The organism is Halalkalibacter oceani (genome assembly GCF_023715605.1).
Lineage (GTDB): Bacteria > Bacillota > Bacilli > Bacillales > Bacillaceae_D > Halalkalibacter > Halalkalibacter oceani.
Genome location: NZ_JAMBOL010000023.1, coordinates 1 through 24,934 on the forward strand (window position 1 = coordinate 1; position 24,934 = coordinate 24,934).

Sequence of the window (24,934 nt, forward strand, 5' to 3'; positions counted from 1 at the left end):
GTGATCGTATAGCTAAATCCATTGCCAACAAGGAGAACATTCAAGTAGCTTAATTCAATTTTAAAAACGCTAAAAGCAAAATCGGTTTCGTGTAACATTAATGAACTAAGCTTTATGAAATTGATTCATTTAAGTTGTTTTTAAGGTTTTTAGAGAAGTTCTCTATTCATAACCAAAAACGGTCATTTATGGTGATAATTTTATTGAACGTTGGGTAAATACATTAATTCTATATGAACAGGCTGGTTTGCTATGTCCGTATTTTTTAAAACATTATTATAATCATTTGATTATCTTATTGACAACATTATAAAAGAGAACTATGATTTTAATATACTTATAATCAAATGATTATTTGAATGTGGAGGGATTTTATGAAAACTACTAAGACCACAAATAATAACGACCAATGTGAAATTTTTTGTTATGACAAGGAGAAAGTCAACAAGCTATCCTTGAAGATTGAATCGGAAGAATTTACTTCAACGGCAGATATTTTTAAAGCACTGTCTGATGAAACAAGACTTAAGATTGCTTATACATTGACGCAGGAAAATGAGCTATGTGTATGTGATGTTGCGATCATCATCGGCACAACAAATGCGACAGCTTCCCATCACTTGCGTCATTTGCGAAACTTACGTATTGCTAAAAGTCGGAAGGAAGGGAAGCTGGTTTTTTATTCCCTAGATGATCCCCACGTTACAAGTTTAATTATAAATGCGATGGTTCACAGCCAGGAGGATTATCATGTCTAAAAAAGCACCAGAAAACAAGGGGAATGTATATCGTGTCCAAGGATTTACGTGTGCGAACTGTGCCGGTAAATTTGAAAAGAACGTTAAGGATTTACCAGGTGTAGAAGACGCAAAAGTGAATTTTGGAGCATCAAAAATATCAGTATACGGTGAAGCAACAACAGAGGAACTAGAAAAAGCAGGAGCTTTTGAAAACTTAAAAGTGTCTGTTGAAAATTCAAGAGGGCAAGATTCGAAAGGAGAATTACCTGATAAAGAAGAAATAGCTTTTTATAAAAAGCATAGTACCTTACTCTATTCGGCATTATTTATGGCGCTCGGTTTCATTTCTATGTTTGTAAACGGAAATGAAAACATGATCACTGCTTTATTATTTATAACTTCGATGTTAGTCGGAGGGCTTTCGCTCTTTCGAACTGGTTTGCAAAATTTAATGCGTTTTGAGTTCGATATGAGAACTTTAATGACAATTGCTGTTATTGGCGGAGTCATTATTGGAGAATGGGCGGAAGTTGCTATTGTTGTAATCCTCTTTGCCATCAGTGAAGCTTTAGAGCGTTTTTCTATGGATAGAGCAAGAAAGTCCATTAGTTCATTAATGGATATCGCACCAAAAGAAGCATTGGTCAAACGGAACGGTGAGGAAATGACGATCCATGTTAAGGATATTGCGATCGGTGATGTCATGATTGTTAAACCTGGACAAAAGATTGCGATGGATGGAGTCATTGTCAATGGATACTCTGCTATTAACCAAGCCGCAATTACCGGCGAATCTGTTCCGGTTGAGAAAACCGTAGATGATGAGGTTTTTGCAGGGACTCTTAATGAAGAAGGATTGCTTGAGGTTGAAATTACGAAACTGGTTGAGGATACAACGATATCGAAAATTGTTCATTTAGTTGAGGAAGCACAAGCAGAACGTGCTCCGTCTCAAGCTTTTGTTGATAAATTCGCGAAATACTACACACCGATCATTATGATTATTGCAGCATTAGTAGCCACAGTTCCGCCGTTGATCTTTGATGGCAGCTGGGAAACGTGGATTTATCAAGGTTTAGCTGTACTTGTCGTTGGTTGTCCTTGTGCGTTGGTTATTTCCACACCAATTTCAATTGTTTCGGCGATTGGAAATGCAGCGAAAAAAGGTGTTCTTATCAAAGGTGGAGTGTATCTAGAAGAAATCGGTGGATTAAAAGCCATTGCATTTGATAAAACGGGTACTCTAACAAAAGGTGTTCCTGTAGTGACAGATTATCGGGAATTGAATAATCAAACAGATGAACAACTGTTGTCGATCATAACAGCTTTAGAATATCGTTCTCAACATCCTTTGGCATCAGCCATTATAAAAAAGGCTGAAGATGAAAATATATCTTATGCTGACATAAAAGTAGATGATTTTTCTTCAATTACGGGAAAAGGGATAAAAGGCACGATCAATGGGATTATGTATTATATAGGTAATCCAAAACTGTTTAAAGAACTATCGAATTCTAATTTTGATAAGGAAGTCGAACAGCATGTAACAGCGCTTCAAAAGCAAGGAAAAACAGTTATGGTCGTTGGAACAGAGAAAGAAACACTAGCCGTTATAGCTGTTGCAGATGAAGTTCGAGAAGTCAGTAAGGATGTTATTCAAAAGCTTCATCAAGCGGGAATCAAACGAACCGTTATGCTTACAGGTGATAACCATAGTACGGCGAATGCGATTGGTAGCCATGTCGGAGTAACTGATGTTCAATCGGAATTATTACCTCAGGACAAATTAGATGTCATTAAACAATTGAGATCCAAGTACGATAACGTAGCGATGGTTGGGGATGGTGTCAACGATGCTCCTGCATTAGCAGCTGCTACCGTTGGAATAGCAATGGGGGGCGCTGGCACCGATACTGCACTTGAAACCGCAGATGTTGCGTTAATGGGTGATGATTTAAGAAAGCTTCCATTTACAGTCAAACTCAGCCGCAAAACGTTGAATATCATTAAGGCAAATATTGCCTTTGCCATTGCAATTAAGTTGCTTGCCTTATTTTTGGTAATTCCTGGATGGCTAACCCTTTGGATTGCCATTCTTTCCGATATGGGAGCCACCCTTCTTGTCGCTTTAAACGGTTTACGACTTATGCGTGTCGAAGAAGATGAATAAATACGAAGACTTTCCTGTTCGGAAAGTCCTTAACTAAAGAGAATGTTGGATCAGGAGTTGGAAAAATAATGGGGACAATTTTAACTGCAATTGCCGTTTATGTAGCTACGGGCATTGATTACCTTATTCTTCTTATTGTCTTATTTTCACAAACGAAAAAAGGGCAATTAAAACACATTTTTATCGGACAATACTTAGGAACGGCGATCATCATTACGGTGAGTTTTTTGGCTGCTTACGGTGTGGCCAACATCGTTCCTCAACAATGGATTGTGGGTTTACTTGGACTTTTACCTATTTATTTAGGCATAAAAGTGTGGGTACAGGGCGAAAGTGATGAGGATAGCAATGTCTTATCCATTTTATCTTCTAATCGGTTTAATCAGCTGTTTTTAACAGTAACATTTATCGTATTAGCTTCAAGTGCAGATGATTTTTCTATTTATGTCCCTTACTTCACTACGCTAAATACAAGTGAAATGCCCCTTGTTATTATAGTTTTCTTCATTATGGTGAGTGTCTTATGCTATATTAGTTATCGTTTAGCGTCTGTACATTATATCTCGGAAAAAATAGAAAAATATGAGCGTTGGATTGTACCTATCGTATTCATCGGTTTAGGGGTTTATATTATGTTTGAAAATGGCACATTTAACGCTCTGTTACCACTCTTTCAATAAGTTTAAAGGAGAAGATTAATGGAATATGATGTGATTGTGATTGGTGGTGGGCAAGCTGGTTTAGCGATGGCTTATGCATTGAAAGATAAAAAGAAAACATTGATCCTTGATGAGAATGAACAGACAGGTGACTCATGGAAAAAAAGATATGAATCTTTGCGATTATTTACGCCAAGAAATTATAGCCAGTTATTTGATTTTACATTCAGGGGAGACCCTAAAGGGTTTCCTCATAAAGATGAAGTAGTTTCGTACTTACAAGAGTTTGAAATAAGAAATCAATTGTCGATCCTACACAACCAACAAGTCATAAAGCTATCAAGAGAAAATGATCAAACGTTTGTTGTCTTCACTCAAAATCAAACTTATAAGGTAAAAAACGTAGTGATTGCAACTGGAGCTTTCCATGATCCATTTATTCCAGACATTCATGATCGCTCAATTCCCTATATGATTCATGCTTCTGCATATACCAATCCAACACAGATCCCTCAAGGGGATGTATTAATTGTTGGGGCTGGAAATACAGGAATTCAAATTGCCGCAGAGTTATCGAAGACCCATACCGTCATGCTTGCGAAAAGTAAACCTATAAAAAGTATTCCTCAAAGATTGGCAGGAAAAAGCTTATTTTGGTGGTTAGAGACTTTCAGAATCTCTAAAGCAAGCCCGTCCTCAATGGTGGGGAAAATGCTCCAAAAGAGAGATCCCATCATTGGTGATGATTATAAGATCGTTAAAGGTCAGGTAGAGATGCTTGGTCGTGTTCGGCAAATCATTGACGGTCAGGTACATATACAAGATACGCTCCCCAAAAAAGTAACGTCAATCATCTGGGCAACCGGATATCGAAATAATTACTCTTGGATTGATATCGATGGAGTTATAGATGATCACGGTAAACCCATTCATCGCTTTGGAATTACAGAGATAAAGGGACTTTATTTCATAGGCCAAAGTTGGCAAAGTAAGAGAAGTTCGGCACTCATTTATGGTGTAAGTGATGACTCAAAAATGATTGCAGGAGAAATCTTATAATAAATAAAAATGGGAGTTTTGAAAAAAAACCTCTTTTGGATCTTTAGTTTACTCATCCCATGGGTATCAAAGTTCACGCTATGCAAGCTGACCTATAACAATATCACTTCTTCAACGAGCGCGATTAAGGAACAACAAATTAAAAAAGTCGATAATTCCTTAGCGTAGGAAAAATCGGCTTTCTTTATGTCGAAATTTGCTTAGCGTATGTTTTCCGCGTTTTGTTGGTGGTACCCCTTTTATAAAAGATATTTCAAGAGTCGAACAAGTTGTTTCTTCCCATAACCAAGTGAAAAAAGGATATACGATTATGCTATCGAATGATAGTTTATATTGGAGGTCACCAATGTTGAGTGATAATAAAGTTGTTTAAATCATAATAAAGTCGTTTAAAAAATAATAAAGTTGTTTAAAAACTGTCAGCATGGGAAGACTTAGTCGCACAAACCCTTGCTGGCAGTTTTTTTGTATCGAGATGAGGTGGTTAAATGGCAAAAAGAAAATATGGGTGGACTGAAGATAAGATTGCTCGCTTTATCAAGGAAGGTAGAGGGCAAGGTGAGCTTTCCAATTATAAACCATGGCTCACAATTTATGATGTTCCTTCAAACGGGAGAGTACACCGTATACAAGGGTTGAAGACTGAGAGAATTCATCATTTTCTATCTGACTTTGAAAGAGGTTATTTTTACCTTGCTGAATGGTCAGATCAAGTAATAGACATTCGAGAGCAATTTCCTCTTGATCGTGAAGTGACAACAACAATTGCTGAAAGAATAGGAATAAAACACCCCGAAGATCCCACATCAAAGACACCAATTGTCATGACAACTGATTTTTACATCACTACTAGAATCAATGAAAAAATTATTAACTTCGCAAGAACAGTCAAGCCCTCAAAAGAACTCAATTCTTCCAGAGTCATTGAAAAGTTTGAGATTGAACGAGTGTATTGGGAAGAAAAGAACATTGAGTGGGGGATTGTTACAGAGAAAGAGCTTCCTAAAGAAACCATTCAGAATATTGAATGGCTGCGCTCCTCAAGGGAACTATCAGAAGATATCAATCCTACACTAAAAGAGATTTTATTAAACCATCTCATAAAGGAAACGGAGCCACTTATTAAAGTCTTGAATGATTTCGATATTGATTACCAATTAACTGAAGGAACCGCATTGGCCATTTTTAAGCATATGCTTGCCCAAAAAAGAATTACGGTGGACGTGACTAAGAAGATTGACTTAACTCAGCCTGCTTGCGATTTTGCTTCCATATTAGATCGTTCAACTTCGGAGAGGTGGGGAACGTGAACTTTTTTGTGAATGAGTTGTTGAAAGACATTCAAACGAATAAGCAATACCGTATTCTCTGGGTTGATGAAGGCAATATCATAGCTTACTTAATAGATATAGAGGACGCAAAAGCGATACCGTTTAAAAGGACGATCTCAGAATTAAAGGACGAAGTTATTCAGGATTTGCTTATTAAAATCCGAGAAGAACCTTTTGTATTCCCTGATGTAGATGAAGTACCTGAAAAGTATTTATTATTGCGTAATCAATCTTGGGAAGTCATTGAAGAGATGGTCCAAGATGAGCCAGCGATCTTTGAGAAAAAGCCACGGTCGAGTCATATTAATAAAGCAATAAACGTTCATGGAGTTTCATATCCAGCTGTCCGCAAATATTTAAGAAAATACTGGCAAAGAGGTAAAACAATTAATGCTCTTTTACCGGATTACATGAATTCTGGCGCAAAAGGCAGGGAGAGAGAGGCTGGGAATAAGAAGCGAGGCCGCCCTAGAAAGTATTCCTCGACAGGAATAAATATTGATGACACGACAAAGAAAATATTCAGAGTTGCTCTTGAGAAATATTACTTAACGACAAAGAAAAACCGTTTAACAGATGCATATAAAATGATGATAAAAGAGTTTTATGCGAAAGACCTTTATTTTGAAGATGGCATTCAAAAAGTGATTATTGAAGATAAAGAGAAGCTGCCAACATTGGTCCAATTCCGTTACTGGTATAACAAAGAATATAACATCATTGAATCAACAATTGCTAGAAAAGGTCGTAAGAAGTTTGACAAGGATTTAAGGGCTGTTCTAAATATAGCTAATTCAGAAGTAATTGGTCCAGGATCACGTTATCAAATTGATGCCACAATAGGAGATATTTATTTAGTATCAAAATTCAATCCTAATTGGGTAATAGGGAGACCAATCATTTATTTAGTCATGGATGTTTTTAGTCGTATGGTTGTTGGAATGTATATTGGTTTGGAAGGTCCTTCCTGGTTAGGTGGAATGATGGCCTTAGCTAATACGGTGTCAAATAAAGAGAAGTTTTGTGCTGAATACGATATCTCCATTAGCCGGGAAGATTGGCCATGTGAATATCTGCCAGAGATACTTCTAGCAGACCGAGGGGAGTTTGAAGGGTATAATGTAGAGCGCTTAATTGATGCCTTTGGTCTTCACGTTGAAAATACAGCCCCTTATCGAGCAGATTGGAAAGGAATAGTTGAAAAGCATTTTGACTTAATTCAAAAGAAGGTTAAACCGCTACTTCCAGGCTATGTCGATAAAGACTTTCAACAACGGGGGGCTAGGGATTACAGGCTTGATGCAGTTTTAACCGTTGATGATTTCACAAAAATAATTATTAAGCAAATCTTGCATTATAACCAGAAACATTATTTGGGCGGTTATGTTCGGGATGAGGAAATGGTTCGAGATGAAGTAGAACCTATCCCTTTAGAGCTTTGGAAGTGGGGCATGAAAAATCGGACAGGTAAATTAAAATACTTTCCCGAAGACACTGTGAAGGCCGCTCTAATGAAGCGAGAAAAGGCTACTGTCACACACAGAGGCATTAATTATAAAGGGATTTTCTACAGCTGTGATAAAGCAATGAAAGAAGCATGGTTTGAAACAGCACGCCAAAAAGGGACTTGGAAAGTAAATATTGCTTTTGATCCAAGGTGTATGGATAATGTTTATCTGATCAAAGCCCGTGCGGCTTCCTATGAAGTCTGTACTTTGTTACCTATTTCAGAACGATATAAGGGTGCTGGATTAGAAGAAATAATTTATTTACAGGAGCAAGAGAAACTGTCAAAAATCAATGCTGAACACAAGCAGCTGCAAAAAGATATCGATTATCTTTCAGAAGTAGAAGCAATTGTAAAAGAAGCTGAAAATAAGAAAAAAACTCAATTAAATCGTAGTCTAAGCAAGACTGAAAAAGTTGGAACAATCCAAAAACATAGAAAGCATGAAAAAGAAGAGAATCAAAAAAGTGAAGCGTTTAAATCTGAAAAGCCTAAACCTTATACCAAAACAGGTGAAGTATTATATTTGGAACAATCAAAAGAAAGTGAAGAAACGTATGCTAGGCCAAATATAAGGGAGTTTTTAGAAAGGAGGAAAGAGAAAGAGGATGAGTAATATTGAAAGAAAGCTAATGAATGCGCAGGTGGCAGAGTATAAGCATCAAGAAGTAATTGATTATCAAGGCAACCCGTTGATTGAAGCCCTACCCCCTATTCTTTCTCCAGAAGCTGCGTACGACGCTATGAGTGTGGACCTTGACTATGAAAAGGAAGAACAGCTTTTGCCGTCCTATTATCGGTATCATTCTATTTCCAGAATAACTCGCTTTTTTCAACCGGTTATGCAACATATTGACTTAGAACAACGGTTTTCTAGACTTTTAAGACAAGGCTATGTGAGTAGAAATCCAAACTCTCCCGAATTTAAAAATCAATTGTCTTCGGCTCATCACATACTAGAAGGTCAAACGTTAACGAACCATATGTGGTCCACTGCATCAAGCTTTACTTTGATGGGTTTTTCCGGTATTGGAAAAACAACAGCTATTGGCAGAGTATTGGATCAGTATCCGAAGTTAATTATCCACAAATATCCATTAAACATTACTCAAGTAGTCTGGCTAAAACTGAATTGCCCTCATGATGGTTCGTTAAAGTCGCTATGTATGGATTTCTTATTAAAATTGGATGAACTTCTCGGAACAAACTATTACGAACGATTCGGAACTAGAAGAAATTCAATTAGCTCCATGGTAACAAGGATGGGTCAGATAGCGCGTATACATTGTGTGGGTGCATTAATCATCGATGAAATTCAACATCTACTTACTACTCGTGACAATAATTCAGAAAAAATGATGAACTTCTTTGTGACTCTTGTTAATGAAATTGGTGTTCCTGTGATGATGATAGGAACGATGCGAGCAAAAAGTGTTTTACAAAAAGATTTTCGTCAAGCACGTCGGGGCAGCGGACAAGGCGATATGGTATGGCAACAAATGAAAAAAGATGACGATTGGGACTTACTAATTGAGAGCATGTGGAAATATCAATGGGTTCAAAAGGAAACCTCATTGACCAAAGAGTTAAATCAAGTTTTATATGAAGAAAGCCAAGGAATCATTGATATAGCAGTTAAGTTATTTGCTTTATCTCAAGGAAGAGCCATTGAAACAGGAGTTGAAAAGTTAACTCCAGCTTTAATTAAAAAAGTTGCAAAAGATGATTTGAAACTTGTCCAGCCGATGCTAAAAGCGTTGAAGAATGGTCAGATTTCAGAGTTGGAACGATACGAGGATATTATGCCTATGGATATTGAGACTCATCTACAGCACCATCAATCAAAGATTAACCTTAAAGCAACCATTCAAAAGAAAAAGGAAGAACAGGAGCAGAAGCGTCAAAATATAACAGTATCAAAGTTACAAAAATTAATAACCACTCTAATAAGTCTGGACGTAACTGCATCTGTGGCTGAGAAAGCAGCAACTAAAGCCATTAATGAGCTTGGGGATGCAGCACATACTGAATTAATGAAAAAAGCACTGACAATAATTGAAGAGCAGCGTTTGCCGAAAAAGAGGAAGAGTGAATGGTCTCAATTTAGTGTGTTAAATGACATTGTAGTAAAAGGACAAAAAGATAAAAAATCAGCTTATGATTCTTTAAATATAGCAGGGTATATTAAACATCCTTTTAATGACTTTGCCATCTAGGGGTGAACACTGTGCTTACCTATTTCCCAAGATTATATAAGGATGAATTGTTATATAGTTGGTTTGCTCGTTATCATCTACATTCTGCTAATATAAGTCCAAAACAAACAATGAGAGACCTCTATGGTAATTCTAATATGATAGCAGTGCCAGATTTACCAACGGACTTATTAAAGATATACGAAAATATACAACACTTTGACGTTCCTGATGTAGAAAGTTGGATAAAAAACCATACGTTTTACCGGTACTACACCTCCTTTCTGTCCGAGAGTCAGAAAGAGGCAGTCTATATGGCAATGGAGAAAGGAACTTGGTCTAAATCAATCCATTTAGCTACAGGTGTGATGGCGAGCTCTATAAAAGACATTGTTTATTTTCGTTACTGTAAGAGATGTGTCCAAGAAGATCTGAATGAAAGAGGAGAAACTTACTGGAGACTATTGCATCAATTACCAAGTGTGTTTGTATGTAACAAACATAATGAGTTGTTAGTTAGTTCGAAGCTTCTTTTTCGGGGGCGTAATAGACATGAATATCAGTCGATTAAGGCAAGTAACTTATCCTCAGTTCCAATTGCTAAAACCAATGAAAAAACAACTTTCTTTCTTACAATGTTAACCGAACAAACAGTTGAGCTTATGGAAGCTGATCATATATTTACTGTAAAAGGCATTCAATCAGCATATAAATATTTATTGCAAAAACAAGGGTTTGCTAATTTTTATGGGACTGTTAATCAAGAGAAACTAGCCAAGCAATTTATTTCATTTTACGGGCAAGAGTTTTTGGAATTGGTTCAATCTAATGTGGACTATTTAAATGAGTCCTGTTGGCTTAAAAATATTACGAGAAAGCAGCGAAAATCATTTCACCCAATTAGACATATGTTAATTATCAATTTCGTTGGAGAAAGAATAAACTCATTCTATCAATACGCAAGAGAAAAACGATATCCATTCGGTAAAGCGCCCTATTATTGCCTGAATCCAGCAGCTGACCATTATCATAAACGCGTTATTCCTTCTGTCACGCTATCGACATGTACAGGTACTCGAAGGCCAGTAGGCACATTTAAATGTACATGTGGCTTTATCTATTCTCGACGTGGACCGGATATCACTAGTGAAGATGCGTTTAAAATTGGGCGAGTGAAGCATTTTGGACAAGTATGGTTAGATCGATTGCAATTACTAGTAACACAGGGTCAAAGTGATTACGCCATTTCGAAGACGTTAAATTGTGATATTGGAACGGTAAAAAAAATATAAAAATCGAATTTCACTTGTTCCAACGACGGGTGTCGAAAAAAATACAGAAAAAGTGTTGGAAAACAGACGAATTTGGATGACGCTAATAGATTCACATCCCAATAAATCAGTCACTATATTGAGAGGCTCAAATAACGCTCTATATTCGTGGCTTTATCGAAACGACAAAGAATGGTTGCTTGTCCATTCTCCCAGAATAAAAAGAATTGCAGCCCCTTCAAAAGTGAACTGGTACAAAAGAGATAAACAAGTGCTAGACGAAGTAAAACGAGCAATTTCTCGATTAAGAGAGTGTGAAAAGCCGGTTTTTATAAATAAAAGCCAAGTTGGAAAGAATATCGGGAAGCTCGGACTTATCGAAAAACATTTAGATAAATTACCACAAACGAGAGAGTATCTAAATAAAAACTTAGAAACGAGAGAGGCTTTCCAATTAAGAAGAGTGGAATGGGCATGTCAAAAACTCATGATGGCGAATGAAGACATCATGGAGTGGAAGATTGTCCGATTAGCCGGGCTCAAATATTTAACAGAGGAATTTAAACAAACGATAGAAAACTATGCATTATTGCAGCAAGAATCCCTGAATGTGAGGAAGTGATCAGATGCTCAGGATCAGACCATGGCCTTTTAAAGATGAAATAACCTCTTTACATTGGATAGGAAATGTGAAAATGAAATCAACCCATCAATGGTATATTGACGTTGCCTTTAAAACGAAAAATAAAATACAAATAATTGAGTTACCCATTGGCTTACTTCCAACTTTAAGAGTCGGACAATATTATCAAGAAGGCCTCCCTTTCACAACCCAAAAAGAAGGAACATATGGTGAAGCAAAAGTCACAAATCTCCAAAATGGGAAAGTGAGCAATGCAATTGATATTTGTCGTAAGTTTAACTACTTTTTATTCAAAGAGCCTACATTAATGAATCAGAAGATATGGTCATTTCAGGCAGAGCAAATCACCTATCATATTTCTCATGTAGAACTGATTCGTGCTCTTTTTGCTAAAAACAAAACACTATCCAACGCATTAGTAAGGCCGAACGGATTAGACTTTATGATCTCTAAGGCTTCCACTTTCGGCAATAATAGTGTAGCGATAGATTTTAATCACCAACTCCCATCTACCGTTATCAGCAGCAAGTTTGTCCAATACTTTTCCTGGCTTTATTTGAATAAGGAAATTAAACAATCGTTTGCTTCCGTTCAAAGTAATCTTTACGCAAATGCAACTAAAACGAGCTCTTATCTAATGCTGGAGGTTGCCATCCCACCACTTAGGAATATAAATATTGCATTCAGAGGTTTAATAAACCAACAAGACGTCTTGATTCTAGAATTAATCGGCATCGATAATATGACGATTCCCGTCTCGCAAATTGAATATAGTCACCCATCGATAAAAAGGCGTCTATACACAAACGCACCTAAAAAACATCGTTTAACACAAGGAAATAATAAAGAAGATCTGCATGAATTAAATGAAAAAGAACAAGATCGTTCCAAGGAAGAGACGAATCAAATCGTCGATGAAATTGATCCAATTCAACTAGGATTCAAAGATCCAATAGTTATTAGAGCTGTTAAGAAGTTCAATCAAAAAGTAAATCAAGGAGACATTTATATCTCAAATAAAGGCAGCGGTGGAGGAACGAAAAGAGGAAAGGTAGTCGGTGTGGATGAACCAGTTTACGGCGGGAACATAAAGCCTTTGGAATTTCAGTCATTAGAGATTGCCAAGGAGATTTCAGGATACGGTCTTGATGGTTTTATTAAAATGATAAAATACTTATCAAAAAATAACCCACAGCTGTCAGTGGCGCTAAATATTGTTTATCTACCACTCGGTAGAAAATTTTCATTTTTACCGGATGGGAGAAGGAGAGTTTGTGCCATAGCAAAAGTATCTTCTTTTAGAAAAATGTCGTACATCATTGAAGTAGCAGTTCCGGATGATAAATCAATTTCAACATTGGTAATACCAGCAAAAGGTGGATATCAGCGAGATGAAGGTAGGATTAAAGAACTTCTTTTAAACCTAGTTTTTTTTGGTGGTAGTTGGAGTAAGTCGTTTATGGAGTCCATCCCGCATATGAAGGTAAGGCATTTAAGAGAAGTTCCTAGTAAGTGGAGCCGCCGAATGATGAAATTTATAGATTGATACTTTGTATTACCTCTTCAAGAATTATTTTAAGGAAAAGGGAAAGCGGTACTGACAAATAAATCTTAGCTATCCAAGCATGGTATAATAGGATTTTTCTGGGTATTATCTCAATTATTAGGTGTTAATTGGGTCTACCTTAACTTAAAATCCTCTATTTGTGCTATTCAAGTAGAAATTATGTTTATATCTGTATTGTAAGTATAAAATATGGTAAATTGATAATAGAATAATAGTAGTGTATTCTGTTTTTCTCTCTATAGAGGTGATAAGAGAATGAAAAAGATAATTAAGGAGAATCATTTTACTAAGAACTCCACTAAATTTGAGCTCCCAATTAGTGTGTCTGCAAGGGTGATATATCAATTGGGAGAAGAGCTAATCTCAGATGAATTTGTTGCGTTAGGTGAATTAATTAAGAATGCTTATGACGCAGACTGTAGAAAAGTAACAATTAAAGTAGATACTAAAACTATGACTAGTCATGGGCAAGGGAGAATCATTATTAGTGATAATGGCAATGGAATGTTGCCCTCAATATTGGAAAACTCTTTTCTTAGGATTTCTACTCACTTTAAAAAAGTTGAAAAATTCTCGCCTTATTATAATCGAAGAACATTAGGTAATAAAGGGCTAGGAAGACTTTCTATTCAAAGATTAGGACACCATGTTACAGTGCATACTACTCCAAGAATGGAACGTTTAGCTTATTTGATGACTGAGAAGGATAAAGAAATATGCAAAACTTCTAATGAATTCCATGTTCAAATTAATTGGTTAGATTTTCGTGATAATGAACATGATAGTGACCTATCTAGTGTAAAGGCTTCGATAGAATATAAATATTTGGAAGATCCTAAGTTAGGAACAAGACTCATTATAGAGGGCATAAGAAATCTTAATTTTTGGAAAATAGATAGAAAGACTGAAACAAGAATTAAAAGTGAAATATTTGGGATGGTTAATCCATTTTTACAAAATAAAGAGCAAAGATTTAAAGTTTTTTTAGAGATTGATAATAAAAGAATTACCAATGAGGATATTGAAGAGAATCTTTTATCATTAGTCAGTGATGTTGAAGTCGATTTTTCTTTAAATAATTGGGAACTAGAAATATCTATACTAAACAAAAGGCGTTACCTTGAACGTTTAGCTTCAGACACAATAAGAAATATGAAGAATGTAGGTTTTTTAGAGTATAAGATAATAAAGCCATACACCGATATGAAGAAAACCTATAAGATTAATTTATTGGAGGATTACACAAGTGAATTACCTTACTTGGAAAAAATCGAGATGCAGAGTTACTATGATACTAATCTTGGGAAAAAAATAGAGGCAAATCCAGGAAACTTTAACGGAAAACTCTATGCATCTGATCTTTCCCCAAGTGCTTTAACAGAGGATAAAGCTATATTAGATGATAATGGCTATGTATTTAATACTGTTAAGGAAATACGGTCGATACTTAATTCTTCACGCGGGGTATATCTTTTTAGGAATGATTTTAGAATATTACCATATGGTCCAGATATTGATTGGTTTAAGTTTACTTATCGTTCTCAAAGGTTAAAAGCGACAATTTACAAGGAACATACAGTTTCTGGATATGTAAATTTAGACAGTCAAACAAGCGAAGGATTACAGGAACAAACTAATAGACAAGGGTTAATAGAAGATGAGTACGGATCGAATTTTCTGAATATTATCCAAAACATAGTTTCCTTTATTGCTTTTAGAGAAGACATTGATTTAAGAAAAAGATTTAATGTACCAATTTCTAAAAGTACAAAAATAGAGTTAAAAACGATGGATGGTAATATTGTTTTTACTCGTACTAAAGCAAATTTAGAAGAGAAAAAAAAATTATTAAATGATTTAGAAAAAGAAACGGAAAAAATTTATACTTCACCGGAAATGAAGTTAAATTCTACTTATAAAAAAATAGCCCAAAGTATAGAAGTTTTAAAGACCACAGCACAGAAAGAGGAGGAGTTTACTAAACAAGAAAGATTTAGATATGAACAAGAAATAACTCAATTAAAATCATTAGTAGGTTTAGCAGGGCAAGGGATCATAGTTGAATCTTTGACTCATGAACTTAATAAAATAGAAAGCAATATAAGTAGTTATGCTAGAAACTCCAAAAAGTTATTAATAAGCGACTTATCCTTAAATGAGAATGACATTAAAAATCTTGGGAATTACCAAGATTCAATTTTACATGAAATTTCCTTCTTACAATTACAACTAAAACATTTAGAACCGACATATAAAAAAAACCGTACTGTATTATCTCAAATCTCAATTAAGACTTTATTAAATGATTTGTATCGAAGTGATGGGCCAATGGCAAATAAAGCCAAGAATATTAAGATGCAAGTTATAATAGAAGGAGATGATTTTGAAATAAAAGGGAATAAGGGTGTTTTAATTACTATATTTGATAATTTGTTTCTAAACTCATTATATTGGGTGAATCAGGAAGCCAACAAAGATAAGGAGATTCAATTCGAATTAAATCAATATGATAAAACAATAACTATTTGGGATTCTGGACCTGGTTTTCATAAAAATATAATCAATAAATTATTTGAGCCTTATGAAAGTATGAAACCAGATGGAAGGGGGTTAGGATTATACATTGTGAAAGAGTTGATTCGTTCTTTACATGGAGTAATCGAAATAGATAAGCACTCAACTAATAACCGAGGTAATTACTATAAATTGAAAGTGCAATTTCCAAGTTCTGATAGTGAGTGAGGGGGGAATTAAATTGTCACAACAAGTAATAAGACAGGAAGATTTAACACAGGGAGATATAGTTGAGAGAAATATATCTAAGTTAAAAGGTTGGTTGGAAAATCTAAAAATAAGCCATATAATATCTTATGATGATGAATGGGAAAAAATAGATGGGAGTTCGTATAAAGAAAGCATAAAAATTCACTTGGAAAAAGAGTTGGTAGATTTCCTTGAAGATTTTGTAATACAATGTTCAACTGAAGAAACGGATGCGTTAGAAGACGAAGAAGTTGAAACTGTGGAAGATCTTCTAAATATAAAAGCAGGCAGTAAATTAATTAACTTGCAAGAACGGGTATTAGAAACTTTTTCATTGGATAGAAAAATTATGCCCTTAGAGGTCCTGAAGGTCATGCTAGAAAAGATCTGTGAGGATTCATCAGTCGTTTTTCAAACCGTAAGTAATTTGAAGTTAGAAGAGGTAGCACAAAAAGAAGGAAGAATATTGTTCCTTTTAGATATGAATATGGAAGAGACGGGGCTGTCTAAGGATGTTATCATTGACACAATTACTTCAATAAAACAATATAGGAAAAATAATTTTGATTTGGCAATAGTTTACTCACATGAAAATTTAGATTCATATAAGCATCATCAGTCAAAAGTCACATATATTGAGGAATACATGAGGAAAAACCCCTCTGTTATAAAGGGTGATACGGAATTTAGTAAATCTCAATTTAAGTATCTTTTTGCCTATCAACTTTGGGGAATTAATAAAACAAATCAAAAAGAAGAATTAGTTGATAGCTTTCTTCAGACCATAGAGAAAGCAGCTTTTGGGTACTCGCTCCATGATTATCTTGATTCGAGAGTATCTTTAACTCAGCAAGCTACATCTGAATTAATAAACATGCCTGAAGAGAGATTTGAATTGCTTTTGCAGGATTCTTTTATAGAAGGTGAGAGGTTTGTTGATATTTTAAACCGAACGCATAATAGTTTATTAAAGAAGATGGAATACCAGAGGTTAAATAGTGATTCAAATTATTTAAATATTATTAAAAATATTATAAGCGTAGCTCGTACTAGGGATGAATTACTTATTGATAAAATTGGTCAGCAACAAGTTATAAAATATAGTAAAAATGAAATAGCTAAAAAAATTGAAAGTGGCTCTTTTAAAGATTTTTCTGAGTTTAACATTTTAGACTATGGTATAAATAGTATTTATGAAAATATTTCTACGGGGGATCTGTTTCAAATAACTTTACATGGTGAACAAGTACCGAAATATGCAGTATTAATATCAGCAAGTTGTGACTTGCCTTTGAGATTCCCGAAATTCGTTACTGATAGTGTGAATAGAAATGAAAATTCAGTAGTTCTTTGTCTGTATGATAATATTGAAGTTGAAAGAGTAGTGCATGATTTGAAAGATCCTAAAAAGAGTGAAGAATTAATATGGCCAATAAAAGTTGACGAAAATTATTATGTATTAAAACCATGTAAACAAATTATTACTTTAGAGGACAAACTACTTGATTTATGTTCACTAAATCTGAAAGGTATAGCACATTTAAACAAAAACTTAATTAAATTCTCTCGTCCATATAAAAGTTATCATTTTCAAAAATATCTTGAAGAAACATTAGAACCTTGGATAGATTCAATAAAAAATATTCATTATTACATAGAAAACGCCACAAAATTAGGTGACTTAAAGGAGTCGGAATTGTTGCCAACTCTTGCAGGTCTAAAGTATAATGTAAAGATGAACTTTGAAAAAGATGAATTTGATTTAGTTCGAATTGGCAGGCTAGATAAGGAATTAACACTTAAAATAATACAAGGTAATATTTCAAATTTAAGTCGTATAGGACTAGAGAAAGTTCCTTTTAGATAAAAATATATAATTTAATTTTACTTATGCCGTATGTGACAGAGTTACATACGGCATAGTCCTGGATTAGAATACGGACAGACATATGTGAAAAACTTATTTTTAAAGAGTTTTTTCTTGAAATTGAATTGATTGTTATACAGCATTGAGGTGAGATAAAGTGGAACCAAAAAAAACAGATGAAAATAATTCTTCTTGGGAAAATCTTAACTTAAATTATTCAGGCAATAATAGCTATGCTTCTTTTTTTCCTTCAAAGAGTAATATCCATTCATATCCTGCTAAACTTGTTCCCAATTTAGTATTTACTTTATTAAGTCAAATTAAAAAGGAACATAAAATTAGAAGTGTTTTGGACCCTTTTGTAGGTAGTGGGACTACGGCGTTAGAATCAAAGTACTTAGGATTAGATTTTTATGGTTCCGATTTAAATCCTTTAGCAAATTTAATAGCACGTACCAAAGTACTTACTCTTTCAAACCGTAATGAAGTAGTAACTAATATTGAAAATTTTATAGTGAGGTTGCAAGAAGAGTATAAAAATGCAAGAGCTATTAAAATGACCGTTTTTCATAATATAGAATACTGGTTTAAAGAGAATACTATTAGGGAACTATCTTTCCTTAAAGAAAAAATAAGTCATTTTTTAAAGGATCAAGGAATAGAGAACAGAGAATGTTATGCTTTAATTTTACTTAATGCTTTTAGCTCAAGTATTAGAATGTGTTCTCTAAGTAGGAATAGTGAATTTAAATTATATAGAAAGACGCCAAGCGAAATAAAAAAATTTGATATAAATGCAATAGAGGTTTTCTCAAAGAATGTAATTAGCCTTATAGAAATGTTAACTCAAATTAACAACGCTTATAAGAATGAAAGTGTTATGGAAATTGTACTAGACAATGCTAAGGAGTTGAAGTTTCTTCAAGGAAGAAAAGTAGATCTTGTACTTACTTCCCCACCATATGGTGACTCTAAAAGCACGGTAGCATACGGTCAATTTTCTAGATTACCATTGCAATGGATGTCTGATTTGTTATATAAATACTTAGGTATAAGGGTTTATTCCGAAAATTGCGACGAGTATTTATTAGGTGGGAAAAAGTCAAAAATAATAGCAAATGATAATGCATTTATCGATAATTCGAACACTATGAAAGAGTTAATATGTAAAATGGATAAATTAATAAATGAAGAAGTTAGAAAGTTAAAAGAAATGAAGCTTGAATTAATAGCTCTTCAAAAGGATGCCGAAAATGATAGAATAATTAATAAAGAAGATATAAGTAATGATCTTTTTGGTTTATTAAAAGAGCGAGTAAGATTGGATTTTTACAGAGTATATAATGAGGATACTTCTTTATCTCGTAAAGAAGTAAAGAAGTTAAGTATAGAGAATACAGAACATTTTTTTAGTGTTTTGTCTCAAGGGGAAGAGAGCGATAGGTTAGATAATATGGAACTCTTAAAAGCGAAAATGAAGCCAGTTAAGGATACAATTAATAGGAAAATATTATCGGTCTCTAGAAGAAAAGACGAAGTACTGAACTTTTTTAGAGATTTGTATCAGGTTGTAGTGTGTACAAACGAAACTCTTAATAAACATGGCTTTCAAGCATGGATAGTCGGGCATAGGACAGTTCTAGGCAAAATCAATATTAATATGAGAGAAATTTTAAGCGATTGGTTTAGTTTTATGGGTTATGAGAAAGTAACAGATTTAACTAGAGAATATTCTTTTAAGAGATTGCCATATTATATAAATTCAACGGCAAACAGGAATGATCAAATAAAAACCATGATGGAGGAGTATATTCTGATAGTTAGAAAACCTTAGATTTAGAACAACTTTATTATTTTTAATTTCAAGCGTTATTTCCTAATAAGTTTGGAAATTAAACAACTCTTTTATCCACCGTCTACTTTTAAGGACGGTGGAATACGTATTTCAATGTACCAAATTAAACAACTTTATTATTCCAACACAACCAAAACAAATCGATTTAGTTGATGCAGCATATAGAATTCATGAGGGAAGAAACCTACTCGGTACTTTGTCCTGGAAAGAAACAGCATCAGCAGCGACAAAACGTGGTGGCAGGGAAAATCCAATCACACTAGAAAAATCTTATATTGTAAATTGGCGTACTTTTTCAAATATAGACCATAAAGATAAGGCTGAATTCAAAGTTCTAATTGTTGAAGTGAGTTAATACCTCCTATAACGATTTTTTGTAGGGTTCCAATGAAGTTCCAACTTCATGTAATCTTTATGGCCAAAGCATATTTTATTTATTTTTGTTCTTGAAATTCTTTATTTTATTATTGATTGCTGCGATAAAGAAGGCTAAAAATGTTAGCTCAACAATTTTTGAGGCATATAGGTAAACAACCAACAACCCATTTACCAGTAAATCACTAGTGAACCTTTCTGCTAATTCAGTATATGAGGGGTTGATACCAACACGAAATTGCATTAATGTGAAAAAAATTTGGGGATTGGTCGTATCAAAATTATAAAAATTGAACACAAATGAAAATACAACTACAAAGTAAAAATCGGGTATGAGAATGATTAAAATGCATTTATATAAAGCTTTATAGTATGAAGAAGATTCAATGTTTTCGATGTATCCTTTTATCGTTTTTACAAATATAAATAAAAGTGCAAGAAAATAAAAAATAACTAAGGGTATAAAGCTGAAAGTCAAATCAGAATTCGGTATTAAGATCATAACCAAACATAGAACAATCAAGAAAATTGAAGTTAAAAGGCCAGATTGGTAGAGAAAAGGGAAATACTCATCTAACACTGCTATTGGCTGTTTTCTTGTTATCATAACGCAGAATATACAAATGATACTAAAAACTAGAAATTTTGAAATTTCAGATTGAATAACGTAAGGTAGAGTATTTCCTTTCACAAGTAATAACAATAAAATAATACTAAATAAATAGGGCAAATAAGGAGTCAATTGGTCAGCGAAAATACGTTTGAGTTTATCCATACTTTCATACTAGATTACAATCCGTAATTAGGTAAATAGTTTGTGGAGAAATTTATAAAATAAATCCACATCACCCAGTGAAAGATACTCCGGATGCTAAACCCATTATTTATTCGAAACCAAAAAACTTGCATGTTATCATTGAGCATGTAAAGAACCTGGATGGATAGTTGTTAATGGTTTAACTAGGTCTGAAGGAGTCTAAAACTTGCTAACTTATCAGAGTGAATAAGCAAGGACAGGTAAAAATAGTGAAAAAAATGGTAAATAGGGATAGTAAATTGCAAAGTAGAAGTGTGGCCGGTCGAGCCTCCGTTTAGGGTAGAGGTGAGACACATGGTTACATTTGATGCAGCAATGATGGCAATTTCTTCTGGAGTACTATTTCTAACACTCATCATGGTCGTAATCCGTAATCATGATTCTTCAATTAAAAAAGAAACCCCACACTCTGCTTGACCGGCAATGTGGAGTTACTTTACTTAGAACCACTGCCGACCGCTTATATGGCCAGCAATTTGCTAAAACAAAGATGTCGTGTGCGACCAACACGCGGCTACTCTTGGTAAAGTATAAACAAGTCTGTGAATAATATTCACCTTACTTGTATTATACGGTTAATTTGTAAAGAAATCCAAGGTTACTCATTGACCAATATTAATTCAACTAAATTAAAGCCCTTTTGATTTATAAGTCAAAGGGCTTTTTGTGTCCTTTTTCAAAATAAAGAAAAAGTGAAAGAGGGTTTCTAATGAACAAAAGCACGTTTAAGATTTTTCGATCTCAAGATAAGCGTGAAAAGCAGGATTAATTTGGTATCTCTTAGGTTGATTTTTTCGTTGGGCTAATTTGTTTGCAAGCTTATCTGTAATGAGTGGAGAGCGCTTTTCACTATAATATTCAAAGACTCCGTCTCGAATTTCTTGACCAATAAAGGTCATCTCACAAAGAATGGTTATTAATTCTTCTACATCTTGACCATAATCAGCTAAGTAATGTTCAATTTCATCACGTGATAATATAGACTTTTCTCCAGCAAATTCATATAAAATGTTTTCAAAGTCCTTAACACGACCACCATTCTCTGGTAGTAATGATTTTAGAGCATAGTGAGAATAAGCATATTCGGCTTCTATAAAGTCCTCTTCTTCGACTTTTGAATGACCATTATTAACAGCTACTTGAAGTGCTTCTTTAAAGAAAAATACAATATCACGAGGTCTAGGAAGTATTAATTTTTCCACATATTCTTTTAACGGGAGATCCCTTACCTTATCACAAAAGTATTCTTCCCATAAGACATCCGGGCTAGTTACCCCGGTTATACTATATTCAATTCTATTTTCAATAACTCTGAATAACATTCTTGATTCGGACCAGGATAAGTGTTTATAAGGAATCTTGTCTCTTTCTGGTGCGTAATTCATTATTCTTGAGAAAATATCACTTCTTAAAAAGACAATCAAAGATAGATTAACTTTTAAATGTTTATAGCTTTTTCTTTGGAACTCCTCAGTAATCTTTTGAACAACATTCAATAATCCAAACAACAAATCACTCAATTTCTCAAGATTTGCATTATCATTCCAACTTCTATCGAGATTATCAATTAAAAGGGTCACTTTTTCCCTTTTGTATAGAACATTTCCTAGGTGGTCTCTTAATTTGCTAATCATTTTCTCATGTAAAAACTCACTTACTTTAAATCGTTGTTCTTCAATACTATCCATTTGGTCAAGCTCTCCTAGGTTCTGGACAATATTTTCTAAACGCAATGTAAAATCTGCATCAATGTATCTAAGGTTATCAACTACATATTGAAAAAACTGGCTCTCTTCTTCAGTTTTTTCATAGTGTAAGGGTTGATCAAGCAAATGCTCGTAGTATTGTTTAGCAATTTCAGTATAGATTAGATATTTCCATATACTTTCTATTAAATGACCCTTCTCAGAGTTATTGAGTATTTTCGCTAATACACTAAGTACACCCTCAAATTCATGGCCTTGTGGTTGAATTGTTAATATAAAGTTTCTCTTGTCTGATGAAAGTTCGTTTTGAAGTTTGATTAAGTTAGCAGTCTTTCCTGTCCCTTTCCTTCCAACAAATAAGACTTGTTGAGCTGTTAAGGCTTCTCGATATTCTGATGTTTCAAGAAAGTAGTCTAGTAAATCTTGATTTTCATTTTCCGCTACAAAATCCCCAATTATCAAGTTGGACAATTTCCCTAAGGCTCTCTGTTCAGATCTATACTCTCTATAGTCAACAGCTTGGTCATTATATATCTCTATAATAGGAGCAAGCCATTCATTTAATATATTTTCACATTGTTTTACGTCCATATGAATCATGAATTGATCATGGTAGTCTAATGGCGGTTCATAGGGAGCATGACCTAACAATAATGTTTTTAAACTTAAGCCGTGTGATAGACCAGCGACAAGGGACTTTCTTGCAGTTACTAAAGGTTTTTCTTTTTCACTGGAAGAAGTGTGAAAATGTATTACAACCCCAAGAGCACTTGGTAACTCTTCAAGATACCAAGTCAAAGGTGTTTCCCCCTCATAGGGGTCATCCGTTTTTAAAGGAATTCTTGTTTTTAAGAGTGTTTGACTCACAGCGTTAGCTGCACTGGTCGCCGTATCACATTTCAGATAGATCAGGCTTTTTGTAATACCGCCAGCATTAAGTGAAAATGGATTATCGTGTTCATGAGGTAACTCTGAAAAAAACTTGTTAGTCAGGTCTTGAGAATTGTTGTAGGAAACATATCCAATCGTTTTAATCGAGCGAAAAGCTTTATAGTTATTTTCAGCTTGAGGGTGTGTAGAGTTAAGGGTAATCCAAATCTTTTTGTTGTGAGCAATAGCATAACCGAATTCATACAATACGTTAGAGTTAAGATCAGTGAGGTCGCAAATAAATAGGTCACATTCTCTTATTGCTTTCAATATTTTATTAATTATAGGTTGTCCACCGATCGAAAAATCTTCCCAGGTAGTAATGGATATCTGCTTGCTATCATTAATTAACTTTACTGCAGATCTGATATCTTCTAATACAGCAGGTATTTGACTAGAATATGCAAAGAAAGCTTTTGGATTTGCCATACTGGACACTCCTAATACGTATTTAGTATAATTTTACTACAATATCCAAAAAAATGTTAGCTTTCATTACTCTTACTTTATTTATTTGTTTAATCATGAATCAGATTTCATTTTTAAGGCCTGTTTAGTAAGTGAAGGGACTGGAGTTAATGAGTAATTTGAAAAAAAGACAGCATTATGTTCCAAGATTTTATTTGCGAAATTTTGCTGAGGGAGAGAAGATCAACTACATAGATAAACAACTGAACAAACCGTTGGAAAAATTACATATTGACAAAGTCGCACAACAAATGTACTATTATGACTTTCCTGAAGAGTTTGTAGAGAGTGAAAAAAAAGCGGGGAACCAAACCATAGAAAGGCAATACCTAGAAAACTATCTTTCTGTCCTCGAAGACGCGATAAGTAATAGTTTAAGAAATGTAAATGATAAGATACTGTCTACCGAGGATATTTTATCCGCAAAACTAAACGATTTAATTAATGAAACGGATAAGAAGCAATTGGCCACATTTATTGCTATCCAAAGTATACGAACTCCTTCCTATAGAATTTTAGGTGCTAAATTTTTTGAATTTATGAAGACGATCATGCCGAGTGAGTTTAATTCATTATTTAGTAATGATTTAGATGAAAACATAGCATTTTATTACCATCTTAAATCCGGTGTTTTGGATAGACTGATTCCTCACTTTATAGAGAATTTGGATTATGAGAACAATAGTATTCGAAGTATATTACCGAATGGCACAATGGAAACCATCGCACATGATCCGAGAATTTTATGGCCGGATACTTTTTCGATTGGTCCGGATGAATACTTATATGTCATTGTGAACCAATTACATCGGCAGGCAAGATTTAATTATGGAAAAGATCTGCGACAAAAACCTTATAGTTTACTTCGTATGAAAATTGGTGAATTTCCTGCGCCAACCAATTGAAAATAATAAATAGCTTCAAATTTGTAATCGTAAATAAATTGAAGCCACAAAAGGAGGGATATCGTATATATTTTTGGATTTATTAGAGCAGTTTAAGTTGGTAATC

At 34.2% G+C, this 24,934-nt stretch carries 15 protein-coding genes and 2 pseudogenes; 16 read left to right on the forward strand and 1 reads right to left on the reverse strand.

The window, feature by feature from the left end; translation table 11 throughout:
- Positions 1–374 precede the first annotated feature (374 nt).
- The 14 genes from M3202_RS17510 (at position 375) to M3202_RS17575 (ending at position 19,982) form a co-directional block, all read left to right on the forward strand.
- Positions 375–758, forward strand: coding sequence for an ArsR/SmtB family transcription factor (locus M3202_RS17510; protein ID WP_251224557.1), 384 nt, complete (start codon positions 375–377; stop codon positions 756–758).
- Positions 751–2,910, forward strand: a complete 2,160-nt coding sequence (locus M3202_RS17515) for a heavy metal translocating P-type ATPase (protein WP_251224558.1) — start codon at positions 751–753, stop codon at positions 2,908–2,910. The genes M3202_RS17510 and M3202_RS17515 overlap by 8 nt, the downstream gene beginning before the upstream one ends.
- Before the next feature lie 65 nt (positions 2,911–2,975).
- On the forward strand, positions 2,976–3,590 hold the full coding sequence (locus M3202_RS17520; RefSeq protein WP_251224598.1) for a CadD family cadmium resistance transporter: 615 nt from the start codon (positions 2,976–2,978) through the stop codon (positions 3,588–3,590).
- Positions 3,591–3,608: 18 nt separating this feature from the next.
- Complete coding sequence (locus tag M3202_RS17525) at positions 3,609–4,628, forward strand: flavin-containing monooxygenase (protein ID WP_251224559.1); 1,020 nt, start codon at positions 3,609–3,611, stop codon at positions 4,626–4,628.
- 488 nt (positions 4,629–5,116) lie between these two features.
- Positions 5,117–5,938, forward strand: coding sequence for a TnsA endonuclease N-terminal domain-containing protein (locus M3202_RS17530; RefSeq protein ID WP_251224560.1), 822 nt, complete (start codon positions 5,117–5,119; stop codon positions 5,936–5,938).
- Positions 5,935–8,082 (forward strand): Mu transposase C-terminal domain-containing protein, encoded by a 2,148-nt coding sequence (locus M3202_RS17535; RefSeq protein WP_251224561.1) that lies wholly within the window; start codon positions 5,935–5,937, stop codon positions 8,080–8,082. Before M3202_RS17530 ends, M3202_RS17535 begins: the two co-directional genes overlap by 4 nt.
- Positions 8,075–9,682, forward strand: a complete 1,608-nt coding sequence (locus M3202_RS17540; RefSeq protein WP_251224562.1) for an ATP-binding protein — start codon at positions 8,075–8,077, stop codon at positions 9,680–9,682. Before M3202_RS17535 ends, M3202_RS17540 begins: the two co-directional genes overlap by 8 nt.
- Positions 9,683–9,693: 11 nt before the next feature.
- On the forward strand, positions 9,694–10,953 hold the full coding sequence (locus tag M3202_RS22595; RefSeq protein ID WP_251224563.1) for a TnsD family Tn7-like transposition protein: 1,260 nt from the start codon (positions 9,694–9,696) through the stop codon (positions 10,951–10,953).
- 7 nt (positions 10,954–10,960) lie between these two features.
- Positions 10,961–11,554 (forward strand): TnsD family Tn7-like transposition protein, encoded by a 594-nt coding sequence (locus M3202_RS17550; RefSeq protein WP_349775632.1) that lies wholly within the window; start codon positions 10,961–10,963, stop codon positions 11,552–11,554.
- 4 nt (positions 11,555–11,558) lie between these two features.
- Positions 11,559–13,121 carry a Tn7-like element transposition protein TnsE gene (locus M3202_RS17555; protein ID WP_251224565.1) on the forward strand — a complete coding sequence of 521 codons (1,563 nt, stop codon included), beginning with the start codon at positions 11,559–11,561 and terminating at the stop codon, positions 13,119–13,121.
- Between the two features lie 276 nt (positions 13,122–13,397).
- On the forward strand, positions 13,398–15,884 hold the full coding sequence (locus tag M3202_RS17560; RefSeq protein ID WP_251224566.1) for an ATP-binding protein: 2,487 nt from the start codon (positions 13,398–13,400) through the stop codon (positions 15,882–15,884).
- Positions 15,885–15,897: 13 nt separating this feature from the next.
- A complete protein-coding gene (locus M3202_RS17565; protein ID WP_251224567.1) occupies positions 15,898–17,772 on the forward strand; it encodes a hypothetical protein in 1,875 nt (624 codons plus the stop codon).
- Between the two features lie 157 nt (positions 17,773–17,929).
- Positions 17,930–19,606 (forward strand): DNA methyltransferase, encoded by a 1,677-nt coding sequence (locus M3202_RS17570; RefSeq protein ID WP_251224568.1) that lies wholly within the window; start codon positions 17,930–17,932, stop codon positions 19,604–19,606.
- A 97-nt stretch (positions 19,607–19,703) separates the two neighbouring features.
- Positions 19,704–19,982, forward strand: a complete 279-nt coding sequence (locus M3202_RS17575) for a hypothetical protein (protein WP_251224569.1) — start codon at positions 19,704–19,706, stop codon at positions 19,980–19,982.
- 1,562 nt (positions 19,983–21,544) lie between these two features.
- Here M3202_RS17575 and M3202_RS17580 read toward each other — a convergent pair.
- Positions 21,545–23,884, reverse strand: a complete 2,340-nt coding sequence (locus tag M3202_RS17580) for a P-loop ATPase, Sll1717 family (protein ID WP_251224570.1) — start codon at positions 23,882–23,884, stop codon at positions 21,545–21,547.
- A 149-nt stretch (positions 23,885–24,033) separates the two neighbouring features.
- Here M3202_RS17580 and M3202_RS17585 point away from each other — a divergent pair.
- Positions 24,034–24,444, forward strand: a pseudogene (locus M3202_RS17585) (DUF4238 domain-containing protein); the annotation flags it as partial.
- A gap of 147 nt (positions 24,445–24,591) precedes the next feature.
- A pseudogene (locus tag M3202_RS17590) lies at positions 24,592–24,828 on the forward strand (L-dopachrome tautomerase-related protein); the annotation flags it as partial.
- Positions 24,829–24,934 lie beyond the last annotated feature (106 nt).